25 protein-coding genes are annotated in these 23093 nt (G+C 66.3%); 9 read left to right on the top strand and 16 right to left on the bottom strand.

Annotated features, from left to right (window positions below; genetic code table 11):
• The first annotated feature begins 242 nt into the window (after positions 1 to 242).
• The 7 genes from AB1411_08970 to mutS all read left to right on the top strand — a co-directional run bounded on the left by AB1411_08970 (position 243) and on the right by mutS (position 7209).
• Positions 243 to 956, top strand: coding sequence for a pyridoxine 5'-phosphate synthase (locus AB1411_08970; protein MEW6543731.1), 714 nt, complete (start codon positions 243 to 245; stop codon positions 954 to 956).
• Positions 953 to 1339, top strand: coding sequence for a holo-ACP synthase (gene acpS, locus AB1411_08965; protein MEW6543730.1), 387 nt, complete (start codon positions 953 to 955; stop codon positions 1337 to 1339). Before AB1411_08970 ends, acpS begins: the two co-directional genes overlap by 4 nt.
• Positions 1340 to 1417: 78 nt before the next feature.
• On the top strand, positions 1418 to 2998 hold the full coding sequence (locus AB1411_08960) for an NAD(P)H-hydrate dehydratase (protein ID MEW6543729.1): 1581 nt from the start codon (positions 1418 to 1420) through the stop codon (positions 2996 to 2998).
• Between the two features lie 9 nt (positions 2999 to 3007).
• Positions 3008 to 3619: a tRNA (adenosine(37)-N6)-threonylcarbamoyltransferase complex ATPase subunit type 1 TsaE gene (gene tsaE / locus AB1411_08955; protein MEW6543728.1), complete on the top strand. Its 612-nt coding sequence runs from the start codon at positions 3008 to 3010 to the stop codon at positions 3617 to 3619.
• Complete coding sequence (locus tag AB1411_08950; GenBank protein MEW6543727.1) at positions 3616 to 4197, top strand: HIT domain-containing protein; 582 nt, start codon at positions 3616 to 3618, stop codon at positions 4195 to 4197. The genes tsaE and AB1411_08950 overlap by 4 nt, the downstream gene beginning before the upstream one ends.
• On the top strand, positions 4194 to 4538 hold the full coding sequence (locus tag AB1411_08945) for a LapA family protein (protein MEW6543726.1): 345 nt from the start codon (positions 4194 to 4196) through the stop codon (positions 4536 to 4538). Before AB1411_08950 ends, AB1411_08945 begins: the two co-directional genes overlap by 4 nt.
• Positions 4531 to 7209 carry a DNA mismatch repair protein MutS gene (gene mutS, locus AB1411_08940; protein ID MEW6543725.1) on the top strand — a complete coding sequence of 893 codons (2679 nt, stop codon included), beginning with the start codon at positions 4531 to 4533 and terminating at the stop codon, positions 7207 to 7209. Before AB1411_08945 ends, mutS begins: the two co-directional genes overlap by 8 nt.
• Before the next feature lie 57 nt (positions 7210 to 7266).
• Here the strand turns inward: mutS and AB1411_08935 are convergent, their stop codons facing one another.
• The 15 genes from AB1411_08935 to AB1411_08865 form a co-directional block, all read right to left on the bottom strand.
• The gene (locus tag AB1411_08935; GenBank protein MEW6543724.1) at positions 7267 to 7920 is read right to left on the bottom strand and encodes a hypothetical protein; all 654 of its coding nucleotides are present in this window, start codon (positions 7918 to 7920) and stop codon (positions 7267 to 7269) included.
• Between the two features lie 61 nt (positions 7921 to 7981).
• Positions 7982 to 8473 (bottom strand): hypothetical protein, encoded by a 492-nt coding sequence (locus AB1411_08930; protein ID MEW6543723.1) that lies wholly within the window; start codon positions 8471 to 8473, stop codon positions 7982 to 7984.
• A 301-nt stretch (positions 8474 to 8774) separates the two neighbouring features.
• On the bottom strand, positions 8775 to 10028 hold the full coding sequence (locus AB1411_08925; protein ID MEW6543722.1) for a pitrilysin family protein: 1254 nt from the start codon (positions 10026 to 10028) through the stop codon (positions 8775 to 8777).
• 9 nt (positions 10029 to 10037) lie between these two features.
• Positions 10038 to 12137: a polyribonucleotide nucleotidyltransferase gene (gene pnp, locus AB1411_08920; protein ID MEW6543721.1), complete on the bottom strand. Its 2100-nt coding sequence runs from the start codon at positions 12135 to 12137 to the stop codon at positions 10038 to 10040.
• A 249-nt stretch (positions 12138 to 12386) separates the two neighbouring features.
• Positions 12387 to 12656 (bottom strand): 30S ribosomal protein S15, encoded by a 270-nt coding sequence (rpsO, locus tag AB1411_08915; protein MEW6543720.1) that lies wholly within the window; start codon positions 12654 to 12656, stop codon positions 12387 to 12389.
• Between the two features lie 29 nt (positions 12657 to 12685).
• Positions 12686 to 13696, bottom strand: coding sequence for a tRNA pseudouridine(55) synthase TruB (truB, locus tag AB1411_08910; GenBank protein MEW6543719.1), 1011 nt, complete (start codon positions 13694 to 13696; stop codon positions 12686 to 12688).
• Between the two features lie 16 nt (positions 13697 to 13712).
• Positions 13713 to 14114 carry a 30S ribosome-binding factor RbfA gene (gene rbfA, locus AB1411_08905; GenBank protein MEW6543718.1) on the bottom strand — a complete coding sequence of 134 codons (402 nt, stop codon included), beginning with the start codon at positions 14112 to 14114 and terminating at the stop codon, positions 13713 to 13715.
• 89 nt (positions 14115 to 14203) lie between these two features.
• Positions 14204 to 14485 (bottom strand): DUF503 domain-containing protein, encoded by a 282-nt coding sequence (locus AB1411_08900; GenBank protein ID MEW6543717.1) that lies wholly within the window; start codon positions 14483 to 14485, stop codon positions 14204 to 14206.
• 40 nt (positions 14486 to 14525) lie between these two features.
• The gene (gene infB, locus AB1411_08895; GenBank protein MEW6543716.1) at positions 14526 to 17183 is read right to left on the bottom strand and encodes a translation initiation factor IF-2; all 2658 of its coding nucleotides are present in this window, start codon (positions 17181 to 17183) and stop codon (positions 14526 to 14528) included.
• Between the two features lie 12 nt (positions 17184 to 17195).
• A complete protein-coding gene (gene nusA / locus AB1411_08890) occupies positions 17196 to 18407 on the bottom strand; it encodes a transcription termination factor NusA (protein MEW6543715.1) in 1212 nt (403 codons plus the stop codon).
• A gap of 97 nt (positions 18408 to 18504) precedes the next feature.
• The gene (gene rimP, locus AB1411_08885; protein ID MEW6543714.1) at positions 18505 to 19017 is read right to left on the bottom strand and encodes a ribosome maturation factor RimP; all 513 of its coding nucleotides are present in this window, start codon (positions 19015 to 19017) and stop codon (positions 18505 to 18507) included.
• A gap of 143 nt (positions 19018 to 19160) precedes the next feature.
• Positions 19161 to 20009 (bottom strand): D-amino-acid transaminase, encoded by an 849-nt coding sequence (gene dat, locus AB1411_08880; protein ID MEW6543713.1) that lies wholly within the window; start codon positions 20007 to 20009, stop codon positions 19161 to 19163.
• The gene (locus AB1411_08875) at positions 20009 to 20380 is read right to left on the bottom strand and encodes a protease inhibitor I42 family protein (protein MEW6543712.1); all 372 of its coding nucleotides are present in this window, start codon (positions 20378 to 20380) and stop codon (positions 20009 to 20011) included. The genes dat and AB1411_08875 overlap by 1 nt, the downstream gene beginning before the upstream one ends.
• A gap of 45 nt (positions 20381 to 20425) precedes the next feature.
• Positions 20426 to 20743, bottom strand: a complete 318-nt coding sequence (locus AB1411_08870) for a Rieske 2Fe-2S domain-containing protein (protein ID MEW6543711.1) — start codon at positions 20741 to 20743, stop codon at positions 20426 to 20428.
• A gap of 96 nt (positions 20744 to 20839) precedes the next feature.
• On the bottom strand, positions 20840 to 21307 hold the full coding sequence (locus AB1411_08865; protein ID MEW6543710.1) for a DUF192 domain-containing protein: 468 nt from the start codon (positions 21305 to 21307) through the stop codon (positions 20840 to 20842).
• 230 nt (positions 21308 to 21537) lie between these two features.
• Here AB1411_08865 and AB1411_08860 point away from each other — a divergent pair, with 230 nt between their 5' ends.
• Together AB1411_08860 and AB1411_08855 are read left to right on the top strand one after the other, a co-directional pair.
• The gene (locus AB1411_08860; GenBank protein MEW6543709.1) at positions 21538 to 21885 is read left to right on the top strand and encodes a 4Fe-4S dicluster domain-containing protein; all 348 of its coding nucleotides are present in this window, start codon (positions 21538 to 21540) and stop codon (positions 21883 to 21885) included.
• A gap of 220 nt (positions 21886 to 22105) precedes the next feature.
• Complete coding sequence (locus AB1411_08855) at positions 22106 to 22438, top strand: hypothetical protein (GenBank protein ID MEW6543708.1); 333 nt, start codon at positions 22106 to 22108, stop codon at positions 22436 to 22438.
• A 57-nt stretch (positions 22439 to 22495) separates the two neighbouring features.
• On the opposite strand, the gene AB1411_08850 is transcribed toward AB1411_08855, so the two are convergent.
• Complete coding sequence (locus AB1411_08850; GenBank protein ID MEW6543707.1) at positions 22496 to 22978, bottom strand: hypothetical protein; 483 nt, start codon at positions 22976 to 22978, stop codon at positions 22496 to 22498.
• Between the last annotated feature and the right edge of the window lie 115 nt (positions 22979 to 23093).

The following is a 23093-nucleotide window of genomic DNA, read 5'->3' as shown; positions in this document are numbered from 1 at the left end:
GCGTCCCTGGACGGAGAGCCCTGAAAAATTGCCACATTTTAATGCACCGGTGCAATTCAGTCAATTTGATTCCGGGGTTAGAGGCGTTCGCCGATCTCACTCCCCGTGCCGCCGCGCCGGTCCGATCCTTGCTCCCCTCACCCGTTTTTGCCATAATACCCAATCTTTTCGCACCTTGCGGGAAAAAGCCGGTAGGGTGGCAGGGCCGGGCGCTGTCTTCTCGAGAACCGAAAGGGGGACTTGTGGCCAGACTCGGGGTCAACGTGGACCATGTGGCAACGCTCAGGCAGGCCAGGGGGGGGAGCGAGCCGGATCCCGTCGCCGCCGCGGTGCTCGTGGAGCTGGCCGGCGCGGACGGGATCGTCGTGCACCTGCGGGAGGACCGCCGCCACGTCCAGGACCGGGACTTGACCCTCCTGAGAGAGATCATCCAGACCAAGCTCGACCTGGAAATGGCTCCCGAGGAGTCCATGACCAAGGTCGCCTTGAACGTCAAGCCGCACCTGGTCACGCTGGTCCCGGAACGGCGCCAGGAATTGACGACCGAGGGGGGGCTCGAGGTGGCCGGCCAGCGGGACCGGCTCAAGGAGGTCATCCAGCGCCTCCACGACGGAGGCATCCCGGTCAGCCTCTTCATCGAGCCGGCCCTGGACCAGGTGAAGGCCGCCCACAAGGTCTCTGCGGACTATGTCGAGTTGCACACGGGCCGTTACGCCAACGCCCGTCGGCTCAAGGAGGAGGAGACGGAGTTCGAAGCCATCGCCCAGGCCGCCAAGCTGGCCTACAAGTTGGGGATGGGGGTGAACGCGGGCCACGGCCTGAACTACCGGAACGTGAAACGCCTCACGCAAATTCCCGAAATCGTGGAATACAACATCGGCCACAGCATCGTCGCCCGGGCCGTGCTCGTCGGGCTGGAGCGGGCGGTCCGGGAAATGAAACAGTTGCTCGCATGACGATCGTCGGCATCGGTCTGGACCTCGTCCGCATCGATCGTATCCGCGCGCTGGGGGTGCGGTGGCAAAATCGGTTTTTCGAGCGGGTCTACACCGAGGCCGAACGAGACTATTGCTTCAGAGGGGCGGCTCCCTACGCTTCCCTGGCCGGCCGCTTCGCCGTCAAGGAAGCGGTGCTCAAGGCCCTGGGAACCGGCTGGGCGAACGGAGTCCGGTGGGTGGACATCCAGGTCCTCAACGACGCCGCCGGCAGGCCCACGGCCCAAGTCGAGGGCCGGGTCCGGGACCTGCTCCGCGAGGCGGGCGTGACGAGCATCCACGTCAGCCTGTCGCACGACGCCGACTACGCCGTCGCCCAAGCGATCCTGAGCAAGGACGGCTAATCGCGAACCGCGAACCGCTTGCGGGCACACGACGACCAGAGTGACAAGCCGCCCGCCATTGGCGGTTCGCCCTCTTCCATGAAACTCGTCACCGCCGCCCAGATGCAGCAGCTCGACCGCCGCACCATCGCGGAGGCCCGCATCCCCGGCCTCACGCTGATGGAGCGGGCCGGAATTGGGGTCGTGAGGGCCATGGAGCGGATCTTCGGACCGCTGAAGGGCAAGAGGGTCACGGTTTGCTGCGGGAAGGGGAACAACGGAGGGGACGGGTTCGTCGTCGCGCGATGGCTGAAGCGAAAGCGCGTCCCGGTGCGGGTCCTCCTCTTTGCCAAGCCCGGAGACCTGGCGGGAGACGCCAGGACCATGTACCGGCGGTTCGCCAAAGCGGCCGGCGCCTCGGCTGTTCACGCCCAGCCGTCTCCCGACCGTGTCAGAGATTTCTTGCGCGAGAGCGATCTGATCGTGGATGCCCTCCTGGGAACCGGCCTGTCGGCGCCGGTGACCGGCCCGTATCGAACCGCCATCGAGGCGATGGGCGACGCACGGGCCCCCGTCGTCGCCGTGGACCTGCCCTCCGGAATCCACGCGGACACGGGAGCGGTGCTCGGCGCGGCAGTGCGGGCCGCGCTCACGGTCACCTTCGGCCAGCCCAAGCTGGGCCTCTACACAGGCCCAGGCCTCGACCACGCTGGGCCGGTCGAGGTCGTGGACATCGGGATTCCCGGCCCGTTCGTGGACGCCGTTGACAGTCGCGTGACGCTGATGACTTCCGGGGAGATCCGGCGCCTGCTCCCGGTTCGCCCCCCCTCGGCCCACAAGGGCACCTTCGGCCATGCTGCGATCATCGCCGGCTCGGTGGGCAAGACCGGGGCGGCCGCGCTCGCCGCCAAGGGCGCGCTCCGCGTCGGGGCCGGCCTCGTGACCGTGGCGACTCCGACGAGCGTGAACGGGACCCTGGAAGCCAAGCTGCTGGAAGTGATGACCGTGCCGATGCCGGAGACCGAGGTGAGAACCCTGGCCAGGTCCGGGCTCGACCGCCTCCTGGCCTTCGCCCATGCGAGGAGTTCGGTGGCCGTCGGCCCCGGCCTCACCACCCACCCGGAGACCGTCGAGCTGGTCCAGACGCTGATCCGCCGGCTGGAGCGGCCCTGTGTGCTGGATGCCGACGCGCTGAACGCGCTGGCCGGTCGAACCGCGCTCCTGGGCGAATGCAAGATCCCGCTGATCCTCACGCCGCACCCGGGGGAGATGGCGAGGCTGGAGGAGCACGTCACCCCCCAGATGGTGAACGAAGACCGGATCGGCCTGGCAACCCGGTTCGCCCGACGGCACGGGGTCGTGTTGTTGCTGAAAGGCGCCAGGACCGTGGTGGCCCATCCGGACGGACGAGCCGCCGTCTGTCCGACCGGCAATCCTGGGATGGCCACGGCCGGGACCGGAGACGTGCTCACCGGCATGATTGCCGGCTTCCTCGCCCAGCGGCTCCCCCCGTGGGAAGCGGCTTGCGTCAGCACCTATGTTCACGGGCTGGCCGGGGACCTAGCGGCTGCCGACCTCGGCCAGGCGGGCATGACCGCGGGAGACCTGCTCGATCGGATTCCCCGCGCCCTGCTGCAACTGACCAATCCCTGGCCCTCGCCCTTGCCGGCCACGAGGTGAGCCAGTCTCGTGTCAGTCAAGGCGAGTAGACCGGGAGAATCGAAAGACCTTCAAGGGAGGCGGGAAGCAGTGCGGGCACGGCCGCGCGGAGGCTCGCCAGCAGCGTCGCCCGAATGGCGTCTCCACGCCCGTTCGGCGGCTGAAACCGACCGTTTGGGTCGGGTCATCGGCCAGGCCGCGCGCGGCGGAGAGGTCCTCGCCCTCTTCGGCGACCTCGGGACCGGGAAGACCGTTCTCGTCCGCGGGCTCGCCGCCGGACTCGGGGCTCCGCCTGTGGCGGTGGCCAGTCCGACCTTCGTCTTGATCCACGAGTACCGCGGTCGGCTCCCGCTCGCCCATGCGGATCTGTATCGGATCGAGGGGCCCGGCGAGTTGACCCACCTCGGTCTCGATGAGTATCTCAACGGGCAGACCGTCCTGGCCATCGAATGGGCTGACAAGGCCGGCGGGGATCTGGCGGGAGACCGGCTCGAAGTCCGTCTCAGCCACCGGAGCAAGACCGAACGGGAGATCGCCATGATCGCCAAGGGGGAGCGGGCTCGGGGCCTGCTGGCCCGAGTGGCGAAGCGGTGGCGGGCCGGCCGGCTTCCAGGCGGAAGGAAGGGGGCCCGCGCGACATGAAAATCCTGTGGGCGCCCTGGCGCATGACCTACGTCAAGTCCGCGAGCCGGCCAGCCGGGTGCATTTTCTGCTCCAAGAGCCGAGGGAGGCGGGATCGCGCCAATCTGGTGCTCCACCGCGGAGAGCACGGATTCGTGATGATGAACCTCTTCCCTTACAACAGCGGCCACCTGATGGTGGCGCCCTATGCGCACGTGGACAGTCTGGAGACTCTGCCGCCCGAGAGCGTGCTGGACCTGATGCGGCTGACCGGCCTCTCCCTGAAAGTGCTGAGAGAGGAAAGCAGGCCGGAGGGGTTCAACGTCGGGCTCAACTTGGGACGGGTGAGCGGCGCGGGGATCGCATCCCACGTACACCTGCACATCGTACCCCGCTGGAACGGGGACACCAATTTCATGACCCTGTTCGCGGAGACCCGGGTCATCCCCGAGCACCTCCAGGCGACTTACCGGAGGCTGCGTGCTCGGTTCCGATCCGTCAGGGGAGCATCCGGCGAGCCGAACGGTGCGCCGTCCACAGCCGGCCCTTCCCGTCGGACCGTGGGGAGAAGGGGCAAGAAGACGAGGTCGCGCCTATGATCCGGCTCATTCTGGTCGCCATTCTGCTCCTGCTCTCGTTGTCCTTCTTCCTCCAGAACCAGGAGCAGGAAGTGACCCTGCGATACTTCTTCGGGCTGCGTGAGGCGTCCACCGAGATCTACAAGCCGATCCTCGGCGCCTTCGTGGTCGGCCTGCTCGTCTCCTCCATCCTGCTGTTTCCGGCCTGGGTGCGGGGGCGCATCGCGCTCCGGCGCAAGACCAAGGCGCTTCAAGAGGCCGAGGCCGACCTAGAACGGCTGCGCGACATCCTCGCGAAACGCCCCTCTCAGACGGGAGCCCATCCGGCTCCGGAACAGGCCGAGGAGCGGCTCGATGAGTGACCACGACCTGCCCCCCCTGATGCGCCAATACCGGGAGATCAAGCGCGCGTATCGGGACGCGATCCTGTTCTTCCGCGTCGGCGACTTCTATGAGATGTTCTACGAGGACGCGCAGGAAGCCTCTCGGCTCCTCTCCATCGCCTTGACCTCCCGCGACAAGGCCAGCCCGGATCCGATCCCCCTCTGCGGGGTCCCCTACCATGCGGCCACCGGGTACATCGCCAAGCTCCTGAAGGCCGGGCGGACGGTTGCGCTCTGCGAGCAGGTCGAAGACCCCAAGCAGGCCAAGGGCCTGGTCCGACGGGAGGTGGTCCGCCTCTACACGCCCGGGACACTCATTGATACGGAACTCCTGCCGGCGACCGAGTCCAACTTCCTGGCCGCGGTGGCCCCGGCCTCCCGTCAGCCGCGCCCGCCGTCCAGCCGGGATGTCCGGGCACCGGCGTTCGGGCTCGCCGCCTTCGACGCCTCCACCGGCGAGTTCTGGGTCGCCGAACTCGACGGAGACCGAGCCGATGGGGCGCTCCGCGACGAACTGGCCAGGCTTGAGCCCAGGGAACTGCTCTATCCGGGCGATCTCCCGCTCCCCATGCAGACCCTCCTCACCGAACAGAAGGGCATCCGATTCTGCGCCAAGGAGCGGTCCTGGTTCGACCTGCAAACGGCCAGGCAGAGCCTGCAGGACCTGTTCGGCGTCGCCTCCCTGGACGGATTCGGATGCCAGGGGCTGAGCCTGGGCCTGGAGGCTGCCGGCGCCGTCATCCGATACGTCAGGGAGACGCAGCCGAGCGGCGGGCTCGGCCACGTGCGCCGGCTGCTCGTCCGTCGTTCCGGGGGAGAGATGCACCTGGACGGCGCGACGATCCGCAACCTCGAGCTGGTCCGCCCGCTGTTCGAGAGCGCCAGCCAGCGGCAGGACACCACCCTGCTGGCCGTCCTCGACCGGACCGTCACGACCATGGGCAGCCGCCTGCTCCGCGAGTGGATTCTCCGCCCGTTGTTGCAGTCGCCGCCGATCCTGGCCCGCCTCGACGCGGTCGAGGAGCTGGTCCGGGAGTTTCCCTCGCGGGTGTCCGTCCGGGCGTCGCTCAAATCGGTCCAGGACATCGCGCGCCTGAGCGGCAGGATCTCGCTGGGCGCCGCCACCCCCCGGGATCTCCTGGCCCTGAAACAGTCGGCCGAGGCGCTGCCCGACATCGGGACCAAGCTGTCGGGCTTCCGGTCCTCTCTGCTCCAGGAGCTGTCCCGGGGCTGGGACAATCTGACCGACGTGCGCGACCTGATCGAGCGCACGATCCTGCCGGAGGCCCCCCATTCCATTAGGGACGGGGGCATCATCAAGGACGGCTATCACGAACCGCTGGACGAGCTCCGGCGGACCTGCAAGGACGGCAAGGGATGGATCCTGGGCCTGGAGGCCAAGGAGCGGGAACGAACGGGCATCGAATCCCTCAAGGTCCGGTTCAACCAGGTTTTCGGCTATTACATCGAGGTGACCAAGGCCAACCTGGGCCGAGTGCCGGCCGACTACATCCGCAAACAGACCCTCGTGAATGCCGAGCGCTTCGTGACGCCCGAGCTGAAGGAGCTGGAGGACCGGGTGACCGGCGCGGACCTCAAGCTGAAAGCCCTCGAGCAGGAGCTCTTCGAGCAGGTCCGGCAGACCCTCGCGCTGGAGGCCCAGCGTCTGCAGGCCATGGGAGCCGCCCTCGCCCAACTGGACGTCCTTACTGCTCTGGCCGAGACGGCCGCGCTCAACCAGTACGTCCGGCCCGAGGTGGACGAAGGAGCCGTCGTCCAGATCAGCGAGGGCCGGCACCCGGTCGTGGAGCGGCTGGACCTCCCGGGCGGGTTCATCGCGAACGACACCTTCCTAGACCTGGAGGGCAACCGGCTCCTGATCATCACCGGCCCGAACATGGCGGGCAAGAGCACCTATCTGCGGCAGGTCGCCCTGATCGTCTTGATGGCGCAGATCGGGTCCTTCGTCCCGGCCAAGTCAGCCCGGATCGGCTTGGTGGACCGGATCTTCACGAGGGTCGGCGCCTCGGACAACCTGGCCGGCGGGCAGAGCACGTTCATGGTGGAGATGACCGAAACGGCCCAGATCCTCAACTGCGCGACCGCGCGCAGCCTGATCCTCCTCGACGAGATCGGACGCGGGACCAGCACCTACGACGGGCTGAGCATCGCCTGGGCGGTGGCCGAGCACATCCAGGACCGGAGCCGCCTTGGCGCCCGCGCGCTCTTCGCCACCCACTACCACGAAATGACGGAGTTGGCCAGGTTGAGGGACGGGATCAAGAACTATACGGTGCTGGTCCGCGAGCGGGACGAAGAGGTGCTGTTCCTGAGGAAGATCGTAGAGGGGGCGGCGGATCGGAGCTACGGCATCCACGTCGCCCGGTTGGCGGGTCTCCCGCAGCCGGTGCTCAGTCGCGCCAGCGAGGTCCTGGCCCAATTGGAGCAGTCAGGAAACAATACTCAAGTTCCCCCTGAACCCATCACCCATCACCCATCACCCATTCCGCCGCTCGATCCTTCCCTGCCGCCTCCCCATCCGATCGTCGAGGAGGTGCGCCAGATGGATCTCTTCTCGATGACGCCTCTGGAGGCCTTGAATCGTCTGGCCGACTTGCAACGGCGGCTCGGCGAGGGGCCAGGAAAATAAAAAGGGCGGCGCGGGAACCCCGCGCCGCCCCTGTGAGCTTCTACGACTCAGGCCGGGTCAGTGACCGCTATTGTATTCGGGGGTCCAGGGAATCAGGCCGCCGGCCTGCACCTTGCCGCCCGGGATCATCACGTCATACTGCATCGGGAGCTTGTCCGCCCCCTTGGGCGCCATGTTGAATGCCTGCTTCTTCTTGGCGCAGTCCGCCGACGTCTCGTCGGCGCAGCCGGCCTTCAAGGCCATGATGCTCCGCGTCTTGCCCGGCTCCCCGGCGATGTCCTGGAGCTTCTTGACCGAGGAGATCACGCGACGGTTCTGCTCGACTTCCTGGGCCACGAACTCGATCAACGTCGCGTTGGAAGCCGGCGGGACCTCCTTCGCCGCGGCCGGTCCGGCGTGCGGACGGGCCATCGCCTTCAGCTGATCCCAGACTTCCTTGTTGGCCGCGTAGAACTTCAGGTTCTTGCCCGGGTGCACCCTCTGCCAGAAGTACCCGCTCTCGGCGTTGCCGCCGAAGACCGCGATGTTGAGCCACACGGCCTCGTCATAGGGGTCCAGGATGATGACCCGACCCTGCAGCGTGGTCGGCTTGCTCATGTCACCCCACTCGAACCGCTCCTGGAACGCTTCGATAGCCAGAGCGGTCGAGGCGATCCCGACGACCAAGGCCACGGCGGCGAGGACCGCCCACCCTTTCCCATGAGTTCTCATCATTACGTCCCTCCCTCACACAGTCGGTGTGAAAAAATCCGATAATGGCCGACGCGCCCGCTCAGTCCTTCTTGAGGACCTTGAACCCGGTGACGGTCCGGCCGTCCAGCGTCACTTCCAGGGCCACCAGATCCTGCGAAGCTTTGATGATCTGGTCCATGAGAGCCTTGTCCTTCACTTGGAGACGGACCGTGGTCTGAGCGTGGTACCAGCCGGAGTAGGGGTTGTTTTTCTCGGTCCCGCCCACGAAGCCCCACGCGCAGCAGGAGAAGAGCGGATCGGGAGGCCGCACGTCCAGATCGGAAGAAGCCCGGCCTGCGGGGTTGCCCGAAGCCGGCTCGCCGGTGTTCCAATACTGGATGCCGAAGAGGATCTCGTGCTCCGGGTTGTCCGCCCACTGGGACCAGACGCGGCCCTTCAAGGTCTTCACGGTCTGCCCCTTGAGGACCGGAGCCCCGCCGCCCGGAGCATCAGCAGCAGCCACGAGCCCCACGGTGACCAAACTGGCGACGAAAAAGACTGACACGATGGCTATGATTACGCCCCTGCTCATCCTTCGCACCTCCTTCATAAGAACCAAGCCCCCTCTATTAGCCGACTCGATCACGAGGACCAAAAAATAAAAATGGTGAAAAAAGCCCGCTCACTCGCAGAACGAAAGCTTCCGCCGCCACCTCCCTTCGTTCGCCCGCAACGGCTGTATCTTTGTGTTCGTCACTCGCAGACTACGGCCGAGCAGGGTGCAATCGTAGCTAATCGCTCCAGGCTTGTCAAGGGAATATGTCGCACTCCGGTCAAGGGCGGAAAGTGGATGGAAAGTCAAATTTTATCAATTAGTTAAACGATTTTACCGGTCAAGAAAAAGTCGCCTGCAGGGCCTGCCTGGACACGGGTCCCAGCGCCGTGACGACCAGACGGTCGAAATCGAACAGTTCGCGGCCCAACCGAAGTACCTGCTCCTCGCATACCTGATCGATCTCGGACAGCATTTCCTGCAACGACGTATGGCGGCCTTGGTAGAGCTCGTCTTTGGCCAGCTTGCTCATCCGGCTGTGCGAGCTCTCCAGGCTCAGCATGAGTCCGCCCTTCATCTGGTTCTTGGTCCGCTCCAGCTCCGCGCGGCTCACGCCCCCTTTGCGCAGCCGCGTCAGCTCGCGGCAGACCAGCTCGACCACGTGCGCCGCTCCGCCGGGTCTCGTGGCCGCGTAGACCGTGAGCATCCCGCTGTCAGAGAACGAGGAGAGGTACGAATAGATCGAATAGGCGAGCCCGCGCTTCTCCCGCACCTCCTGAAACAACCGCGAGCTGACGCTGCCTCCCAGCACGGCGTTCAGGGCATGGGCCGCGTATCGGTCCTTGTGGCCAACCGCAACCCCCCGCACGCCGAGGCACAGATGGGCTTGCTCGAGCTGCTTGCGGCGGACGAACAGCCCCCCGTGCACCTCCGAGGGCCAGCGTTCCGCTCGGGGCCGGCCGGCCCGCCCGCCCCCGCCGAAGGCGGCCTCAAGCAAGTCCGCCAGCTCGCCGAGGTCGAAATTTCCTGCCACGGCGACGACCGTGTCGTGCGGGTGATAATGGGCGCGCACGTACCGGAGGAGGTCTTCCCGACGGAGGGCCTGGATCGTCGCCGCGCGCCCGAGGATGGGCCGTCCGAGCGGATGGTGCCGCATCGCCTGTTCGGCGTGGATTTCCTGGACGAGATCCTCGGGGTCGTCCTGCACCATGCGGATCTCCTCGAGCACGACCCGTTTCTCCTTCTCGATCTCCTGGGCGGCGAAGCGCGAATGGTGGAGCAGGTCCGCGAGCAGGTTCACGGCGGGCTTGAGCTGCTGGTCCAGCACCTTGACGTAGAAGGTCGTGGTCTCGTGGCCGGTAAACGCGTTCATTTCCCCGCCGAGCGCGTCGATCTCCTGCGAGATCTGCGTGCCCGTGCGGGTCCGGGTCCCCTTGAAGAACATGTGCTCGAGGAAGTGCGAGAGCCCTTCCTCGCCTTCACCTTCGTCGCGGGACCCGACGTTCATCCAGACGCCGACCGTCACCGACCGCAGGGCCGGAATCCGCTCGGTCACGACCCGAACGCCGTTTCCGAGGACGAACTTGCGATACACGCGCCCCCTCTACGACTTCTCGGGGACCGAGGGAGCCGCCATCGCCTCCTTGCGGCTCAAGCGAATCTTCCCCTGCTTGTCGATCTCCAGCACCTTGACCATGACCTGATCGCCTTCCGAGACCTCGTCCGCCACGGACTTCACCCGGTGGTGCGCGAGCTGGGAGATGTGCACGAGCCCGTCGGTGCCCGGCAGGATCTCCACGAACGCGCCGAAGTCCATGATCTTCCGGACCGTGCCCAGGTAGATCTTGCCGACCTCGACCTCCGCGGTCAGCCGCTCGATCATCTCGATGGCCTTCTTGGCCGAAGCCTCGTCCACCGCCGCGATCGAGATGTCGCCCGTGTCCTCGACGTTGATCTTGACCCCGCATTCCGCGATGATGCCGCGGATGACCTTCCCGCCCGGCCCGATCACGTCGCGGATCTTGTCTTGTTTGATCTTGAGGGTGAAGATGCGCGGCGCGAAGGGCGAGAGGTTCGGGCGCGGCTCTTTCAGCGCCTCGGCCATCCGTCCCAGGATGTAGAGCCGGCCGGTCCTGGCCTGTTCCAGCGCCTGGCGCATCAGGGTCGGCGTAATCCCGGCAATCTTGATGTCCATCTGGAGCGCCGTGACGCCGTTCTTCGTCCCCGTGACCTTGAAGTCCATGTCGCCGAGGTGGTCCTCCAGGCCCAGGATGTCGGACAGCACGACCACCCGTTCGCCTTCCTTGATCAGGCCCATGGCGATCCCCGCGACGGGCTCTTTGATCGGCACGCCCGCGTCCATGAGCGCGAGCGTGCCGCCGCACACGGTGGCCATGGAGGAGGATCCGTTGGACTCCAGGATGTCGGACACCAGCCGCAACGTGTACGGGAACGCCTCCTTGGTGGGGATCACCGGTTTCAGCGCCCGCTCGGCGAGCGCCCCGTGCCCGACCTCGCGCCGTCCCGGAGAGCGGAGCGGCCGGGCCTCCCCGACGCTGAACGGGGGGAAGTTGTAGTGCAGCATGAAGGTCCGGTAGTACTCGCCCTCCAGCGCGTCAATGCGCTGCTCGTCTTCCGTGGAGCCGAGCGTCACGACCGCCAGGCTCTGCGTCTCGCCCCTGGTGAAGAGGGCGGACCCGTGGGTCCTCGGCAGGATTCCGACCTCGCAGGTGACCGGCCGGATGTCGGCCGGCCCCCGGCCGTCCGCCCGGATCCCGCGATCGAGGATCATCCGGCGCACCTCGTCGTACTCCAGCGAGTGGAAGACGAGCTTGACGTGCCGCTCGCGATTCGGGTCGTCGTTCTTGAGCTTGCCGACCGCCTCCGCCCGGACTTGGTCCAGCCGCTCCTGGCGCGCGCTCTTGTTCGGGATCAGGATCGCCTCCCGGATCGGCCCGGCCGTGGCCTCGCGCACGGCCTCGGTCAGGGCCGGGTCGATCTGCTCGGTCTGGACGGTCCGCTTGGGCTTTCCGGCGAGGTTCCTCAGCTCCCCGATCTTGGCTACGATCTTCTTGATCTCCGCGTGGGCCGCCTCGATCGCGTCGATCATCACCGACTCCGGCAACTCGCTCGCTCCTCCCTCGACCATCATGACCGCGTCGGCCGTGCCGGCCACCACGAGGTGCAGATCGCTCCGCTCCAGGGTCTCGAGGTCGGGGTTGATGACGAACTGCCCGTTCACCCGGCCGATCTTGACCCCGGCGACCGGCCCGTCGAACGGGATGTCCGAGATCGTCACCGCCGCCGAGGCGGCCGTGATGCCCACCACGTCGGAGGAGCCGGTCTGGTCGGCCGAGAGGACCGCCGCAATCACCTGCGTCTCGTAGTAGTAGCCTTCCGGGAACAGCGGCCGCAGCGGCCGGTCGATCAGCCGGCTGGTCAGCACTTCCTTTTCCGACGGACGGCCCTCCCGCTTGAAATACCCGCCGGGAATCTTGCCCGCCGCGTAGGCCTTTTCCTGATAGTCCACCGTCAAGGGCAAAAAATCGGTCCCCGGTTTGATCGTCTGGGAGGCGACCGCCGTCGCCAGCACCACCGTGTCCCCGTACGAGGCCAGCACCGCCCCGCCGGCCTGCTTGGCCATGCGCCCGGTCTCCAACCGCAGGGTCCGGCCCGCCAACTCGATCTCAACGACGTGCGCCATACGCTTGTCTCTCCTCCGTGCTTCCTGCCCCACAGATGCCCACAGAAATAGACTCGTCCAGGGCGAGAGGTGAACGGTGATGAGTGAAGGACACCTAGGGAGGGCTCGGGGGAGTCACTTCCCCACCCATCACCCATCACGCCTCACTCATCACGAAGCTCCTGGCGAGTCTATGTCCGTGTTCACCTGTGGTGCAGCGGTTGTTTCGGCGCCCGCGCCCCATTGCACGAGCGCCCGCCTGAACGGCCGTTACTTTCTGATCCCGAGCCGGTCCAAGACCGCCCGGTACCGCTCTTCGTCCGCATCGCGAAGGTAATCCAGCAACCGCCGGCGGCGGCCGACCAGTTGCAGCAAGCCCCTCCGGGAATGGTGGTCCTTCTTGTGGAGCTTGAAGTGCTCGGTCAGGTAGGCGATGCGATTCGTCAGAATCGCGATCTGCACCTCCGGGGAGCCCGTGTCCTCCCCGTGCCGCCGATGCTGCTGCACCATTTCGGTTTTTGCTTCCTTCGTCAGCGCCATGGGATCGTCCTTCCTCCTTTCCTGTTCCTCTACCGACTGTCCATCAACACTTTTTGAATGGCGATCGTCCAACCCGATCCTTCGGATCCCCCGCCCTGGTGGGCGCCGGAGCGCTCCCGTACCAGACCCAACGCCAGCAACCGGCCGGCTGCATCCTTCAGCCGGACGAGCTGGCCGGCCGTCAGGTCCACCGAGCGGCCGCCTTCCGTCCCCGCCACCGACCTGTGGGGGACCGGCACCCCGTGGAGAACCCGCCGGGCCGTCGCGTCCTCGACCGTGAGGGCCGGAAACCGGTCCAGGGCCTGATCGAGCGTGACCAGATCCTCGGCCAGGCGCCCGAGCAGGAACCGGGACTGGATCTCCTCGACGGTCAGCGCACGCTCGATGTCCAGAGGCCCGACCCTGGTCCGCTCCAACGTCAGCAAATGGCCGCCGACCTGGAGCGCTTCGCCGATGTCGGCGCAGAGCGTCCGGATGTAGGTCCCCTTGGAGCACCGGACCGAGAGCGACACATCGCGCCCTTCGATGCCGAGCACCTCGATCGCGTAGACCGTCACCTCGCGTGGGCCGCGCGCGACGGTTCGGCCCGCGCGAGCCGCCTTGTAGAGCGGGACCCCACCGACCTTCACCGCCGAATACATCGGCGGCAACTGGACGACTCGCCCCTGGAAGCCCAAGACCGCCGAACGGATGGCTTCCTCGGTCAGCCCTTCCGTCGACCGCCGGGCGAGGATCGTGCCGGTCGCGTCCTGGGTGTCCGTCGTCTCGCCCAGCCGGAGGACCGCCCGGTATTCTTTGTCCCACTCCAGCAGGTACTCGGCGATCCGCGTCGCCCGGCCGATCAGGACCGGCAGCACGCCGGTTGCGGCCGGATCAAGGGTGCCGGCGTGTCCGACCTTGTGGTCTCCGAGCAGGCCCCGCAGCTTGGCCACCACGTCGTGGGAGGTCCAGCCGGCCGCCTTCTTGACGACCAGGATGCCGTCCGCTACGCCGGCTCCCGGCGTCGGGCGGGAGCCGACCGACCGCGGGCGCTCAGCCATGGCCGTCCTCCCCGACTCAGGGTTCATCGTGCTGTTCCGTTCCCGGCTCCGAGCGCCCGGCCGGTTCCTGTGCGCCGAGCTCTTCCAGGAGGGTGAGGATCCGGTCTCCCCGGGGACCGCTGAGATCCTTGTGGAAGCTCAACTCGGGGGTGTACCGCAGGCGAAGCCGTCGCCCGAGCTCCGACCGGATGAATCCGCTCGCCTTGGCCAGCCCCGCGAACACTTCCGCCTCCTGCTGCGCGTCGAGCCCGGCCGTGACGTAGACCCGGGCCAGCCGGAGGTCGCTCGTCAGCTCCACGTCCGTCACCGTGACGCGGCCCAGCCGCGGGTCCTTGGTCTTGCGCATGATGATGTCGGCCACTTCCATGCGGATCTGGTCCGCCACGCGGGTGGCCCGCTTGTACGCCGTCTTCGTCATAGACAAATGACAGGCTGAGGCTAAGGTTGAGCGAAGATGAGGTGACGATTTTCCCTTTTCCTCAGCCTTGACCTCGACCTTGACCTGCTTCACAGCAGCTCGATCCGGGATTGCACCAACTCGACCGGCGGCACGGACCGGATCAGATTCACCGCCTGGTCCAACACCTGGTTCACGTAGGCCCGCTCGTTCGCCACGCAGGCGATCCCGAGCACCGCCTTCTGCCACAAGTTCTGGTCGCCGACTTCGGCGACCGAGACGTTGAACTTGTCGCGCAGACGGTCTTTCAGGCTCAGGAGCACCTGCCGCTTCGACTTCAGCGAGTGCCCGTCCGGGATGTACAGCTCGACCGTGCAGAGCCCAATGACCATATCGGAAGCGCGGGGATGGAGAGCGGCAGGGAAGGCCGGCTCAGAGCTTGGCCGCCACCTTGTCAACCACGAAGACCTCGAGCACATCGCCGGTCTTGATGTCGCCGAAGTTCTCGACGCCGATGCCGCACTCGTAGCCCTGCTGCACTTCGCGCACGTCGTCCTTGAACCGGCGGAGCGAGCCGATCCGGCCCTCGTAGACCGTGACGTGGTCCCGGATCACGCGGACGCCGGCGCTGGCCCGGGCGATGGTCCCGTCGGTGACGTAGCAGCCCGCGATCACGCCGACCTTCGGGATGGTGAACACCTGCCGCACTTCGGCGCGCCCCAGCACGCGCTCCTTCAGCGTCGGCTCCAGCAATCCTTCCATGGCGGCCTTGATGTCGGCGATCGCGTCGTAAATGACCGAGTACAGCCGGATGTCCACGCCCTCGCGCTCGGCCAGGGCCGCGGCCTTGGGCTCGGGCCGGATGTTGAACCCGATGATGATGGCCCGGGAAGCCGAAGCCAGCAGGACGTCGGTCTCCGTGATGCCCCCCACGCCGGCGTGGATCACCTGCAGCTTCACGGCGGCGCCGGACAGCTTTTCGACCGCGCTGGACAAGGCCTCGGCCGAACCCTGCACGTCCGACTTGATGACGAGGGCGAGCTCCTTGACCTCGCCTTCCTTGATGCGGCTGTAGAGGTCGTCGAGCGAGACCCGCGTGGCGCCCGCCGCCAGCTCCTCGGCCCGCTGTTTCTGGAGGCGGGACTCGGCGATCTCGCGCGCGACCCGCTCGTCCTTCACGACGATGAACGACTCTCCGGCCGACGGCACGCCCGGCAGGCCGATGACCTCGACCGGCACCGCGGGCCCCGCCTCGGCGATCTTCGCGCCCGTGTCGGTGACCAAGGCCCGCACGCGGCCGCTGAACGTCCCGACGACGAAGGCGTCGCCGACCCGCAGGGTGCCGCCCTGCACCAGCACCGTGGCCACGGGGCCGCGCCCCCGGTCCAGTTTGGCCTCCACGACCGCGCCTTTGGCCAGGCGGTGGGGATCGGCCTTCAGCTCCAGCACCTCGGCTTGGAGCAGGATCATTTCCAGCAGCGAGTCGAGCCCGACTTTCTGCTTGGCGGACACCTCCGCGAAGATCGTCTGTCCCCCCCAGGACTCGGGAATGAGGTTGTGCTCCGACAGCGCGTGCTTGACCCGGTCCGGATTGGCCCCGGGCTTGTCGATCTTGTTGATCGCGACGATGATCGGGACATTCGCGGCCGTCGCGTGGTGGATCGCCTCGACGGTCTGCGGCATCACCCCGTCGTCGGCCGCGACCACGAGCACGACGATGTCCGTAATCTTGGCCCCGCGCGCCCGCATGGCCGTGAAGGCCTCGTGCCCCGGCGTGTCCAGGAACGTGATCGGCTTGCCGTGGACCTGCACCGTGTAGGCGCCGATGTGCTGGGTGATGCCGCCCGCCTCCTGCTCGGTGACCTTGGTCTGCCGGATCGCGTCCAGGAGGGAGGTCTTGCCGTGGTCCACGTGCCCCATGATGGTCACGACCGGCGGCCTCGGTTCCAGCCGCTCCTCCTCGGCCCATTCGGCCGCCTCCGCCAGCAGCTCCTCGCCTTGCTTTTCGGTGGCCGCCTCGGCCTTCAGCCCCATCCCCTCCGCGATCAACTGCGCGGCATCCAGGTTCATCGCCTGGTTGAGGGTGAGCATCTGCCCCATTTCCATGAGCTTCTTGATGATGTCGCCGGGACGCTGCCCGACCAGCTCGGCGAAGTCCTTGACGGTCAGGCCGGGGGCGAGCTTGATCGTCTTTTTGCGGGGCTTGGTGATCTCCGTGACGGCCGAGGGCTGAAGGTGTCGCGCCCGTTCGTCCCGCCGATGGACCGGGATGGCCCGCAGGTCCTGCCAGCGGGCTGCGTCTTCCCGGAAGCGGAGCGCCTCGTCGTCTCGCGCCCGACCCGGCTTCTTGGGCTTCTTGAGCTTGTCCTTGAGTCCGGACGGCTCGCTGACAAGGGCCTCGAGCCCCGGCTTGCGCTTTTCCGCCGGTCCTCCTTCGAGTCCGACGGTCGCAGCAACGGGAACCTGGGCGGCCGCAGGCGGGGGCGCAGCGGGCGGGTGGATGGTCGGGGCCGGCTGAGGACTTGGAGGCTCGATTCTGGGGAGGACATGGACCGGCGCGCTGACGCCGGCGGCCTCCTCGACGGGCGAGACCTGCACCGCCGGCGGCACGGTCAATCCCGAGGGACCCTCGGCAGGTGCCACCGGAGCACTGGGAGGGGGAACGACGGCCTCGGGCAGGGTCGCTGCGACCGCCTCACCGGCCAGCTCCTCCTCGGCTCTCTTACGCTTGATCAGGATCCGTTTCTTGTCAGGCTTCGGGGGCTCTTCCGCAACGAGGGGGGCCGTTTTTGCCGCACCCGCCTTGGCTGGTTGCCGCGCGACCTCCGCGACGGCCGACCTGGCCTCCTTCGCCTGGGCCGTTCCTCTGTGGAGTCCGGTCTTGCCCGATTCCGGGTGATCCTCGCTCCGCTTGGCGGCGGCATGTCCGTCGCCCTTGGCCTTGGGTGAGAACCGATCGAGCGCCTTCTGGACCGCGGTCTCGTCCAGGGCGCTGCTGTGCGAGACCACGGCGATGCCCATGCGCTTGAGTTCGGGGATCAGGTCCCGGTTTTCCATCCCGAGCTTCTTAGCCAGTTCGTAGACTCGCATCGTCGATGTCCGTTAGGCCTGAGCCCCCTCCGGCGTCGTCGCTGGCGACCCGTCCTGGACGGACGAGGCCTCCGCCGCTTCAGCGGCAAGGGCCGCCGCCCGTTGGGCCCTGGCCTCCTCTTCTTCACGTTGGGCCTGCGCCTCCTCGGCCAGCGCCGCCTTGATCTCCTTGTCGCGCTCGGCCTTCTCCTTCTCGTACTCGGTGGCGCTGATGATGTCGATCTTCCAGCCGGTCAGCTTGGCGGCGAGGCGGACGTTCTGTCCGTTCTTCCCGATCGCCAGGGAGAGCTGCGAGTCCGCCACCACCACCAGCGCCGACTTTTTTTCCTCGTCGACGCCGACCTTCTCGATCGTCGCCGGGTTCAGCGCCTCGGCGATGAAGACCCGGGGGTCCGAAGTCCAGGCGATGATGTCGATCTTTTCCCCGCGCAACTCCCGCACCACCGCCTGCACGCGCGACCCTTTGATCCCCACGCAGGCCCCGACCGGATCGACCGCCTTGTCGCGCGAGGCCACCGCGATTTTCGTCCGGTCGCCCGGCTCCCGCACGATGCCCTTGATCTCCACGATCTTCTCCGTCACTTCGGGAACCTCCAGCTCGAAGAGCTTGGCAACGAACTGGGGATGGGCGCGGGACAGAATCACCTGGACGTCCTTGGGCGTGCGACGAACCTCCACGAGATAGGCCTTGATCCGGTCTCCCCGCCGGTAGGACTCCCGCGGGATCTGCTCCTGCATCGGCAGGATCGCTTCCGTCTTGCCCAAGTCCACGAGGTAGTTCCGCCGCTCCTGCCCCAGGATGATGCCGGTGACCAACTCCCCCTGGCGGGTGGAATATTCGCGCTGGACCGCTTCCCACTCGGCCTCCCGGACCTTCTGGCAGATCACCTGCTTGGCCGTCTGGGCCGCGATCCGTCCCAGCTCGTCCATCTCGATCATGGACCCGATCTCGTCCCCGACTTCGGCCTCGCTGTCGACGCGCCGCGCTTCGGCCAGCGAAATCTCGGCCTTGGGATTCGTCACGGTCTCGACGATCGTCTTGAGTGAGACCACGGAGATCTCGCCGGTCTTCGGATCGATCTGGACCTGGATGTTTTCACCCTGGCCGAACCGCTTCTTGGCCGCAGTCTGGAGCGCGGCTTCCACCGCGCCGATCACCTTGGCCTTGTCGATGCCCTTTTCGCGTCCGATCTGGTCGATCACCGCGATCAATTCTCGGTTCATAATTGACGTTCCCCGCCCCCCGGCTTCCGGCCCGGTCGCGAAAGCCACTGGAGACCATACGAACTCGATCCAGTGCCCGTCCGTCCCGTGAAGCCGACTACCACTCTGCTTCCAGCCGCGCTTCTCCGATCATGTCCCACGGAACGAGCGTGGTCTGCTCCGGATCCTGGGCCAAGCCGGCCATCGTGACGCCCCCGTCTCCCACTGCCAGCAGGCTGGCCACCACCCGCCACTGCCCGTTCCAAGGCTGGCGCAGCTTCAGATTCACGAGCTTCCCGACTGCACGCTGATAGTCCTCGCGCCTCTTGAGAGGCCGATCCAGGCCCGGCGAGGACACCTCGAGCGTATAGGCGTGCGGGATCGGGTCTTCCACGTCGAGCGCCCGCCCCAGCGACTGGTGCACCTGCTCGCAATCCTGGAGGGTGACGCCCCCCGGCTTGTCGATGAAGACCCGGACCACCGTCCGGCCCCCCTGCCCCGCACACTCCACGTCGACGAGGTCGAGGGCCAACGCGCGCGCGATGGGCGCAACGATCGTCCGGACCCGCTCGGCGACCCGCGCCGCCTCGCCGAACACCCCGGTCCGCAGCGGCTCCCCCATCCGAAGCACCAACCTCAAACAAAAAAGTGGGCCTGCGCCCACTTCCAATCGCGATACGTTACCATTTTCATCAGGTCAACGCAAGGGGGAGCGGGAGCGGAACGGCCCCGCGCCACGCGATTCGCCGGGGCCCGGAGAGCCGTGGAACGGCGCTAGGCAGCCGGGCCGGTCAACTGCCGGAAGCGGTCCAACAAGAGGCCGGACACCTCGCCGGGTCGGCCAGTCCCGACCGGTTTGCCATCGAGCCCGACCACCGGCAGCACTTCGACCGTGGTGCCGGTCAGCATGATCTCCTGGGCGGCCCGCAGCTCGTCCAGCCGCACCGAACGTTCCTGAACCGTGAGACCTTCTTTGCGGGCCAGGGAGAGCGTCACCGCCCTCGTCACTCCGGACAGGATGCGCGAACCTTCTGGCGGGGTCAGCAAGATGCCGCCATGCACCGCCAGCACGTTGCTGACCGCTCCTTCGGTCACCTCGCCTTCCCGCACCAAAATCGCCTCGAAGGCGCCGGCCTCCCTGGCACGCTGCCGGGCCATCACGTTCGGCAGCAGGTTCACGCTCTTGATGTCGCATCGCCCCCAGCGGACATCTTCCAGCGTGATGGCCTCCACCCCGTTCGCATGGAAGGAGAGAGGCAGAGGCTGCAACTCCCGCACGGTCATGACCGCGGTGGGACGTGGGGAGGCGGGGAACAGATGGTCCCTCGGCGCAACGCCCCGTGTGAGCTGGATATAGATTTTGCTCTCTCCGAACCCGGCCAACTTGATGCCCTCGGCGACGAAGTCCGCCCATTGCTGGGCCCGATACGGGAGGGGGAGTCCGATGGCCTGGGCGCTCCGCTCGAGCCGGGCCAGGTGCGCCTCGAGCTGGAACGGCGCGCCTCGGTACGTGCGGACGACTTCATAGACCCCGTCGCCGAATTGATAGCCGCGGTCTTCGACCGGCACGGTCGCCTGCTCCAGCGGCATGAACCGGCCGTTGACGAACCCCACTTCGCCCATCAGCCGGCTCCCGTGCCTCCGGCGGGAAGCGCTCCGTCCGTCGCTCGCACGAGGAAGACGCGGCGGTCCTCGGCGGTGAACTTCCAGCCCATGCGCTTTTCGAAGACCAGGCGGTGGGTCCCGGACGCCAAGGAGCGAAACTCGAAGGTTCGCCGCCCGGAATCCACGGCGTTGTTGCTGGTCGTGCGCAGAAACTCGTCGCTCACCAGCACGAGCGCCTGCGGATCGTAGGACGGAACCCACTGTTCCCCCCTCGTCCGATCCTCCCACAGGTGGATCTGGAAGCTGCCCCCCACCATCGCCGTGATGGGTCGGGCATCGCGATCGGGATCGGCCCCCGGTCCTTCAGTCCTCAACTGGATTCCGACCATGTCTCGGCCCCCTCTCCACTCCACTCCGAACAGGCAGGCCTCGGATCAGCCCTTGCGCCGCCCTCCGACGAACACGTCCTGCCCCCGCACGCACACCTCGTAACTCCCCACGCAGTATCCGCCTCCGTCAGTTGCCCGTCCGTTCCGAACGTCGAACGCCAAGTCGTGCCAGGGACAGGACACGACGCAGCCCTTCAGCCGACCCTCGCCCAGCGGCCCCCCCTCGTGCGGACACTCGTTGTAAATCGCGTACAACGTGCCCTCGACGTTGAAGAGGGCGATCGGCCTCTCCTTCACCATGACGACCTTGGAGTGGCCCGGCGGAATCTCCTCCACCCGCGCGACCTGCTGAAACCCGTCCATGTTCCTCTCCGGCACTCAGCCATCAACTCTCAGCCGTCAGCCTAAACCCTTTTGACTCCAGACCGAGAGCTGATCGCTGATGGCTCTTCTTGCTCTTCACATCCGAAGCGCGAACTTCAATTCCATACCCGTGGTCACCTGCTCCCGCTTGACAAAGCCGGCAGCCGTCTGGATCACGTACCGGACGTTCTCCGGGGGCGGCCCGTAGAACGGACAGGGATCCTGCTGGCAGGGCTGGGCCCCTTCCACCAGAAAGACTACACGCTTGTTCTCGTCCGCCCAGATCATGTCGACCGGAATCCGGAACCCCTTGGTCCGGACGCGATGGCGGTCGGAGGTCTCGAAGATATACAGCATGCCGGAATCCTGCGGCAACGAGTCCCTGAACGCCAGCCCGAACAGAAGCTTTTCCGGCGTGTCGGCCACCTCGGCTTCGATCGTCTTGCCTGTGGGAAACGTCACGATGATGGTGTCCGTCTCCTTGGGATTGGAGAGGAACAGGCTGGCCGTCATCAACGCAAGCGCCAGGACGATGAGCGCGAACACCCGGCTGCGTTTCGACACGCCTTTTTCGGGGAGCGAAGACTCGGTCACGGCCAGTCCGGTGCCATCGCGTTCCCACCTAGGCCCAATGGCCCATATAGATCAAACAGATAGGCCTTCTGCTCGCCTTTTTGCCAGTTGACTTGCCGAGGAATCGCGATCTAGAATGAGCCCCTACCTTGCGGCACGCACTATGGTCAGTGTCGCCCTTTGTTGTCAATACCGAATACCGAGTCAAGGAGGCGTGAGTCATGGCTCTTTTAATCACTGACGAATGCATCTCCTGCGGGGCCTGCCTGCCGGAGTGCCCGAACGAAGCCATCTTCGAGACCAGGAGCGACGCCGAAGGCAAGGGCTACCACGTTGGGGAAGGTCAGGGCGTTGGAGACAGCATTTACGTCATCACCCATGAGCGGTGCACGGAGTGCGTCGGGCACTTCGACGAACCGCAGTGCGCCGCCGTCTGTCCCGTCGACAATTGCTGCGTGCCGGACCCCGGCTACCCGGAGACGACCGAGGTCCTGCTCGAGAAGGCCCGCAAGCTGAACCCGGACAAGCACATAGACGACGCCAAGGTGTGGAGCGGGGTCCGGAACTAACTTCTTCCCTTCGCGACGACAAGCTGTAGGCTCACGCGAAAAGCCCCCTTCCCGGGTGGATCCGGGAAGGGGGCTTTTCATTTTTCAAATCCGGACCCCGTGGTATAATTTCAAACAGGCAGCTCCACGGGGACAGGGGAACATCCTGTCCCGTGATGCATGCGGGCGGAGCATCGCCGATGCAGCCGCCCTCGGGATCACCAACGTAGGAGGGATGATCATGGCCTCCAGATGGGTGTTGCTGCTCTGTCTGATCGGGAGCCTGAGTACCGCCGGACTGGCTTCAGGTACGACCACCGACCTCTCCCGCGCCATTGACGGGTTCGTGGCGAAGCAATTTCCACGAGCCAGCAGCCACGTCTGGGTGGTCAACGGGGCGCAGTGGCAGGCGGAGAACGAAGTCGTGGTGGACCTGAATACCGTCGTCACGGAACGGCCCGGTCAAGTTCCGACGGAAGGCCGGTTCCTGCTATTGATCGTGAAAGGGAAGGTGGCGGCCAGCCAGCGCCTGCCTCTGAACGCGCAAACGGACTGCCAGGGCGAGCCTGCGTAAAAAAATCCCCCCGGTCACCCGCGCGGCCGGGGGGATCCTCTCGAAAAACAGGACGGCCTACTTCAAGATCAGCAACTGCCCGCCGGCATGGGCCTCATGCAGGTGGCACTTGTAGCGGAGCACATTCCCCACGACCGTATAGGTGAGGTCGCTGGTGGGAATGCCGATGTACTTGGTCTCGCCTGGCTTCAGCACGATCTTCACGTTCAGGGACGACGGCGGCGCGTAGCTGTCGCCGGCGGTCAGGTAGAACCCGTGCTCGCTCGAGGTATCGTTCGTCACCTTCAGCACCACCGGGTTGCTCCCCCGATCCCTGACGCTAAGGATCGCGACCGGCGGATACCAGACCTTCTTCCCGCCCACGTTCTCCAACGCGTGGAAGTCCATGTCAATGGGCAGCTCCTTGAAGGGCTGGCCGATGACCGATCCGGTTTCCAAATCCCCAATCTCGACGCCACCTGCATGGTGGGCGAATGAGGCTGTCGCCCCGGCCGCGATGAAGAGAAGGCCGATAAAGACCGTCAACACCATCTTACCCATGACCTACCTCCCTTGAATGAAAAGAGCTGTGATTTAGGTTAGTGCGGAGCAACGATCCGTCTGATGACTGCTCACCGTGAGCGCGCAAACACACGCGCAATGCCTAAGCCGCCGC

It is taken from the genome of Nitrospirota bacterium (assembly GCA_040757595.1).
Classification (GTDB): Bacteria; Nitrospirota; Nitrospiria; order Nitrospirales; family Nitrospiraceae; genus JBFLWP01.
The sequence above is the reverse complement of the archived record's forward strand: the minus strand, read 5'-3'. Positions and strand labels throughout refer to the sequence as shown.

Bases quoted from the DNA above. Each gene is read 5' to 3' on its own strand.
- AB1411_08900 (MEW6543717.1), bottom strand. From the start codon at position 14,485: ATGGTCATTGGGCTCTGCACGGTCGAGCTGTACATCCCGGACGGGCAC.
- truB (MEW6543719.1), bottom strand. From the start codon at position 13,696: ATGGCTGAGCGCCCGCGGTCGGTCGGCTCCCGCCCGACGCCGGGAGCC.
- AB1411_08855 (MEW6543708.1), top strand. From the start codon at position 22,106: ATGGCCTCCAGATGGGTGTTGCTGCTCTGTCTGATCGGGAGCCTGAGT.
- rbfA (MEW6543718.1), bottom strand. From the start codon at position 14,114: ATGACGAAGACGGCGTACAAGCGGGCCACCCGCGTGGCGGACCAGATC.
- mutS (MEW6543725.1), top strand. From the start codon at position 4,531: ATGAGTGACCACGACCTGCCCCCCCTGATGCGCCAATACCGGGAGATC.
- AB1411_08950 (MEW6543727.1), top strand. From the start codon at position 3,616: ATGAAAATCCTGTGGGCGCCCTGGCGCATGACCTACGTCAAGTCCGCG.
- dat (MEW6543713.1), bottom strand. From the start codon at position 20,009: ATGGGCGAAGTGGGGTTCGTCAACGGCCGGTTCATGCCGCTGGAGCAG.
- AB1411_08945 (MEW6543726.1), top strand. From the start codon at position 4,194: ATGATCCGGCTCATTCTGGTCGCCATTCTGCTCCTGCTCTCGTTGTCC.
- acpS (MEW6543730.1), top strand. From the start codon at position 953: ATGACGATCGTCGGCATCGGTCTGGACCTCGTCCGCATCGATCGTATC.
- AB1411_08935 (MEW6543724.1), bottom strand. From the start codon at position 7,920: ATGAGAACTCATGGGAAAGGGTGGGCGGTCCTCGCCGCCGTGGCCTTG.
- AB1411_08870 (MEW6543711.1), bottom strand. From the start codon at position 20,743: ATGGACGGGTTTCAGCAGGTCGCGCGGGTGGAGGAGATTCCGCCGGGC.
- AB1411_08960 (MEW6543729.1), top strand. From the start codon at position 1,418: ATGAAACTCGTCACCGCCGCCCAGATGCAGCAGCTCGACCGCCGCACC.
- nusA (MEW6543715.1), bottom strand. From the start codon at position 18,407: ATGAACCGAGAATTGATCGCGGTGATCGACCAGATCGGACGCGAAAAG.
- pnp (MEW6543721.1), bottom strand. From the start codon at position 12,137: ATGGCGCACGTCGTTGAGATCGAGTTGGCGGGCCGGACCCTGCGGTTG.
- AB1411_08860 (MEW6543709.1), top strand. From the start codon at position 21,538: ATGGCTCTTTTAATCACTGACGAATGCATCTCCTGCGGGGCCTGCCTG.
- rpsO (MEW6543720.1), bottom strand. From the start codon at position 12,656: ATGGCGCTGACGAAGGAAGCAAAAACCGAAATGGTGCAGCAGCATCGG.
- AB1411_08850 (MEW6543707.1), bottom strand. From the start codon at position 22,978: ATGGGTAAGATGGTGTTGACGGTCTTTATCGGCCTTCTCTTCATCGCG.
- AB1411_08875 (MEW6543712.1), bottom strand. From the start codon at position 20,380: ATGGTCGGAATCCAGTTGAGGACTGAAGGACCGGGGGCCGATCCCGAT.
- AB1411_08930 (MEW6543723.1), bottom strand. From the start codon at position 8,473: ATGAGCAGGGGCGTAATCATAGCCATCGTGTCAGTCTTTTTCGTCGCC.
- infB (MEW6543716.1), bottom strand. From the start codon at position 17,183: ATGCGAGTCTACGAACTGGCTAAGAAGCTCGGGATGGAAAACCGGGAC.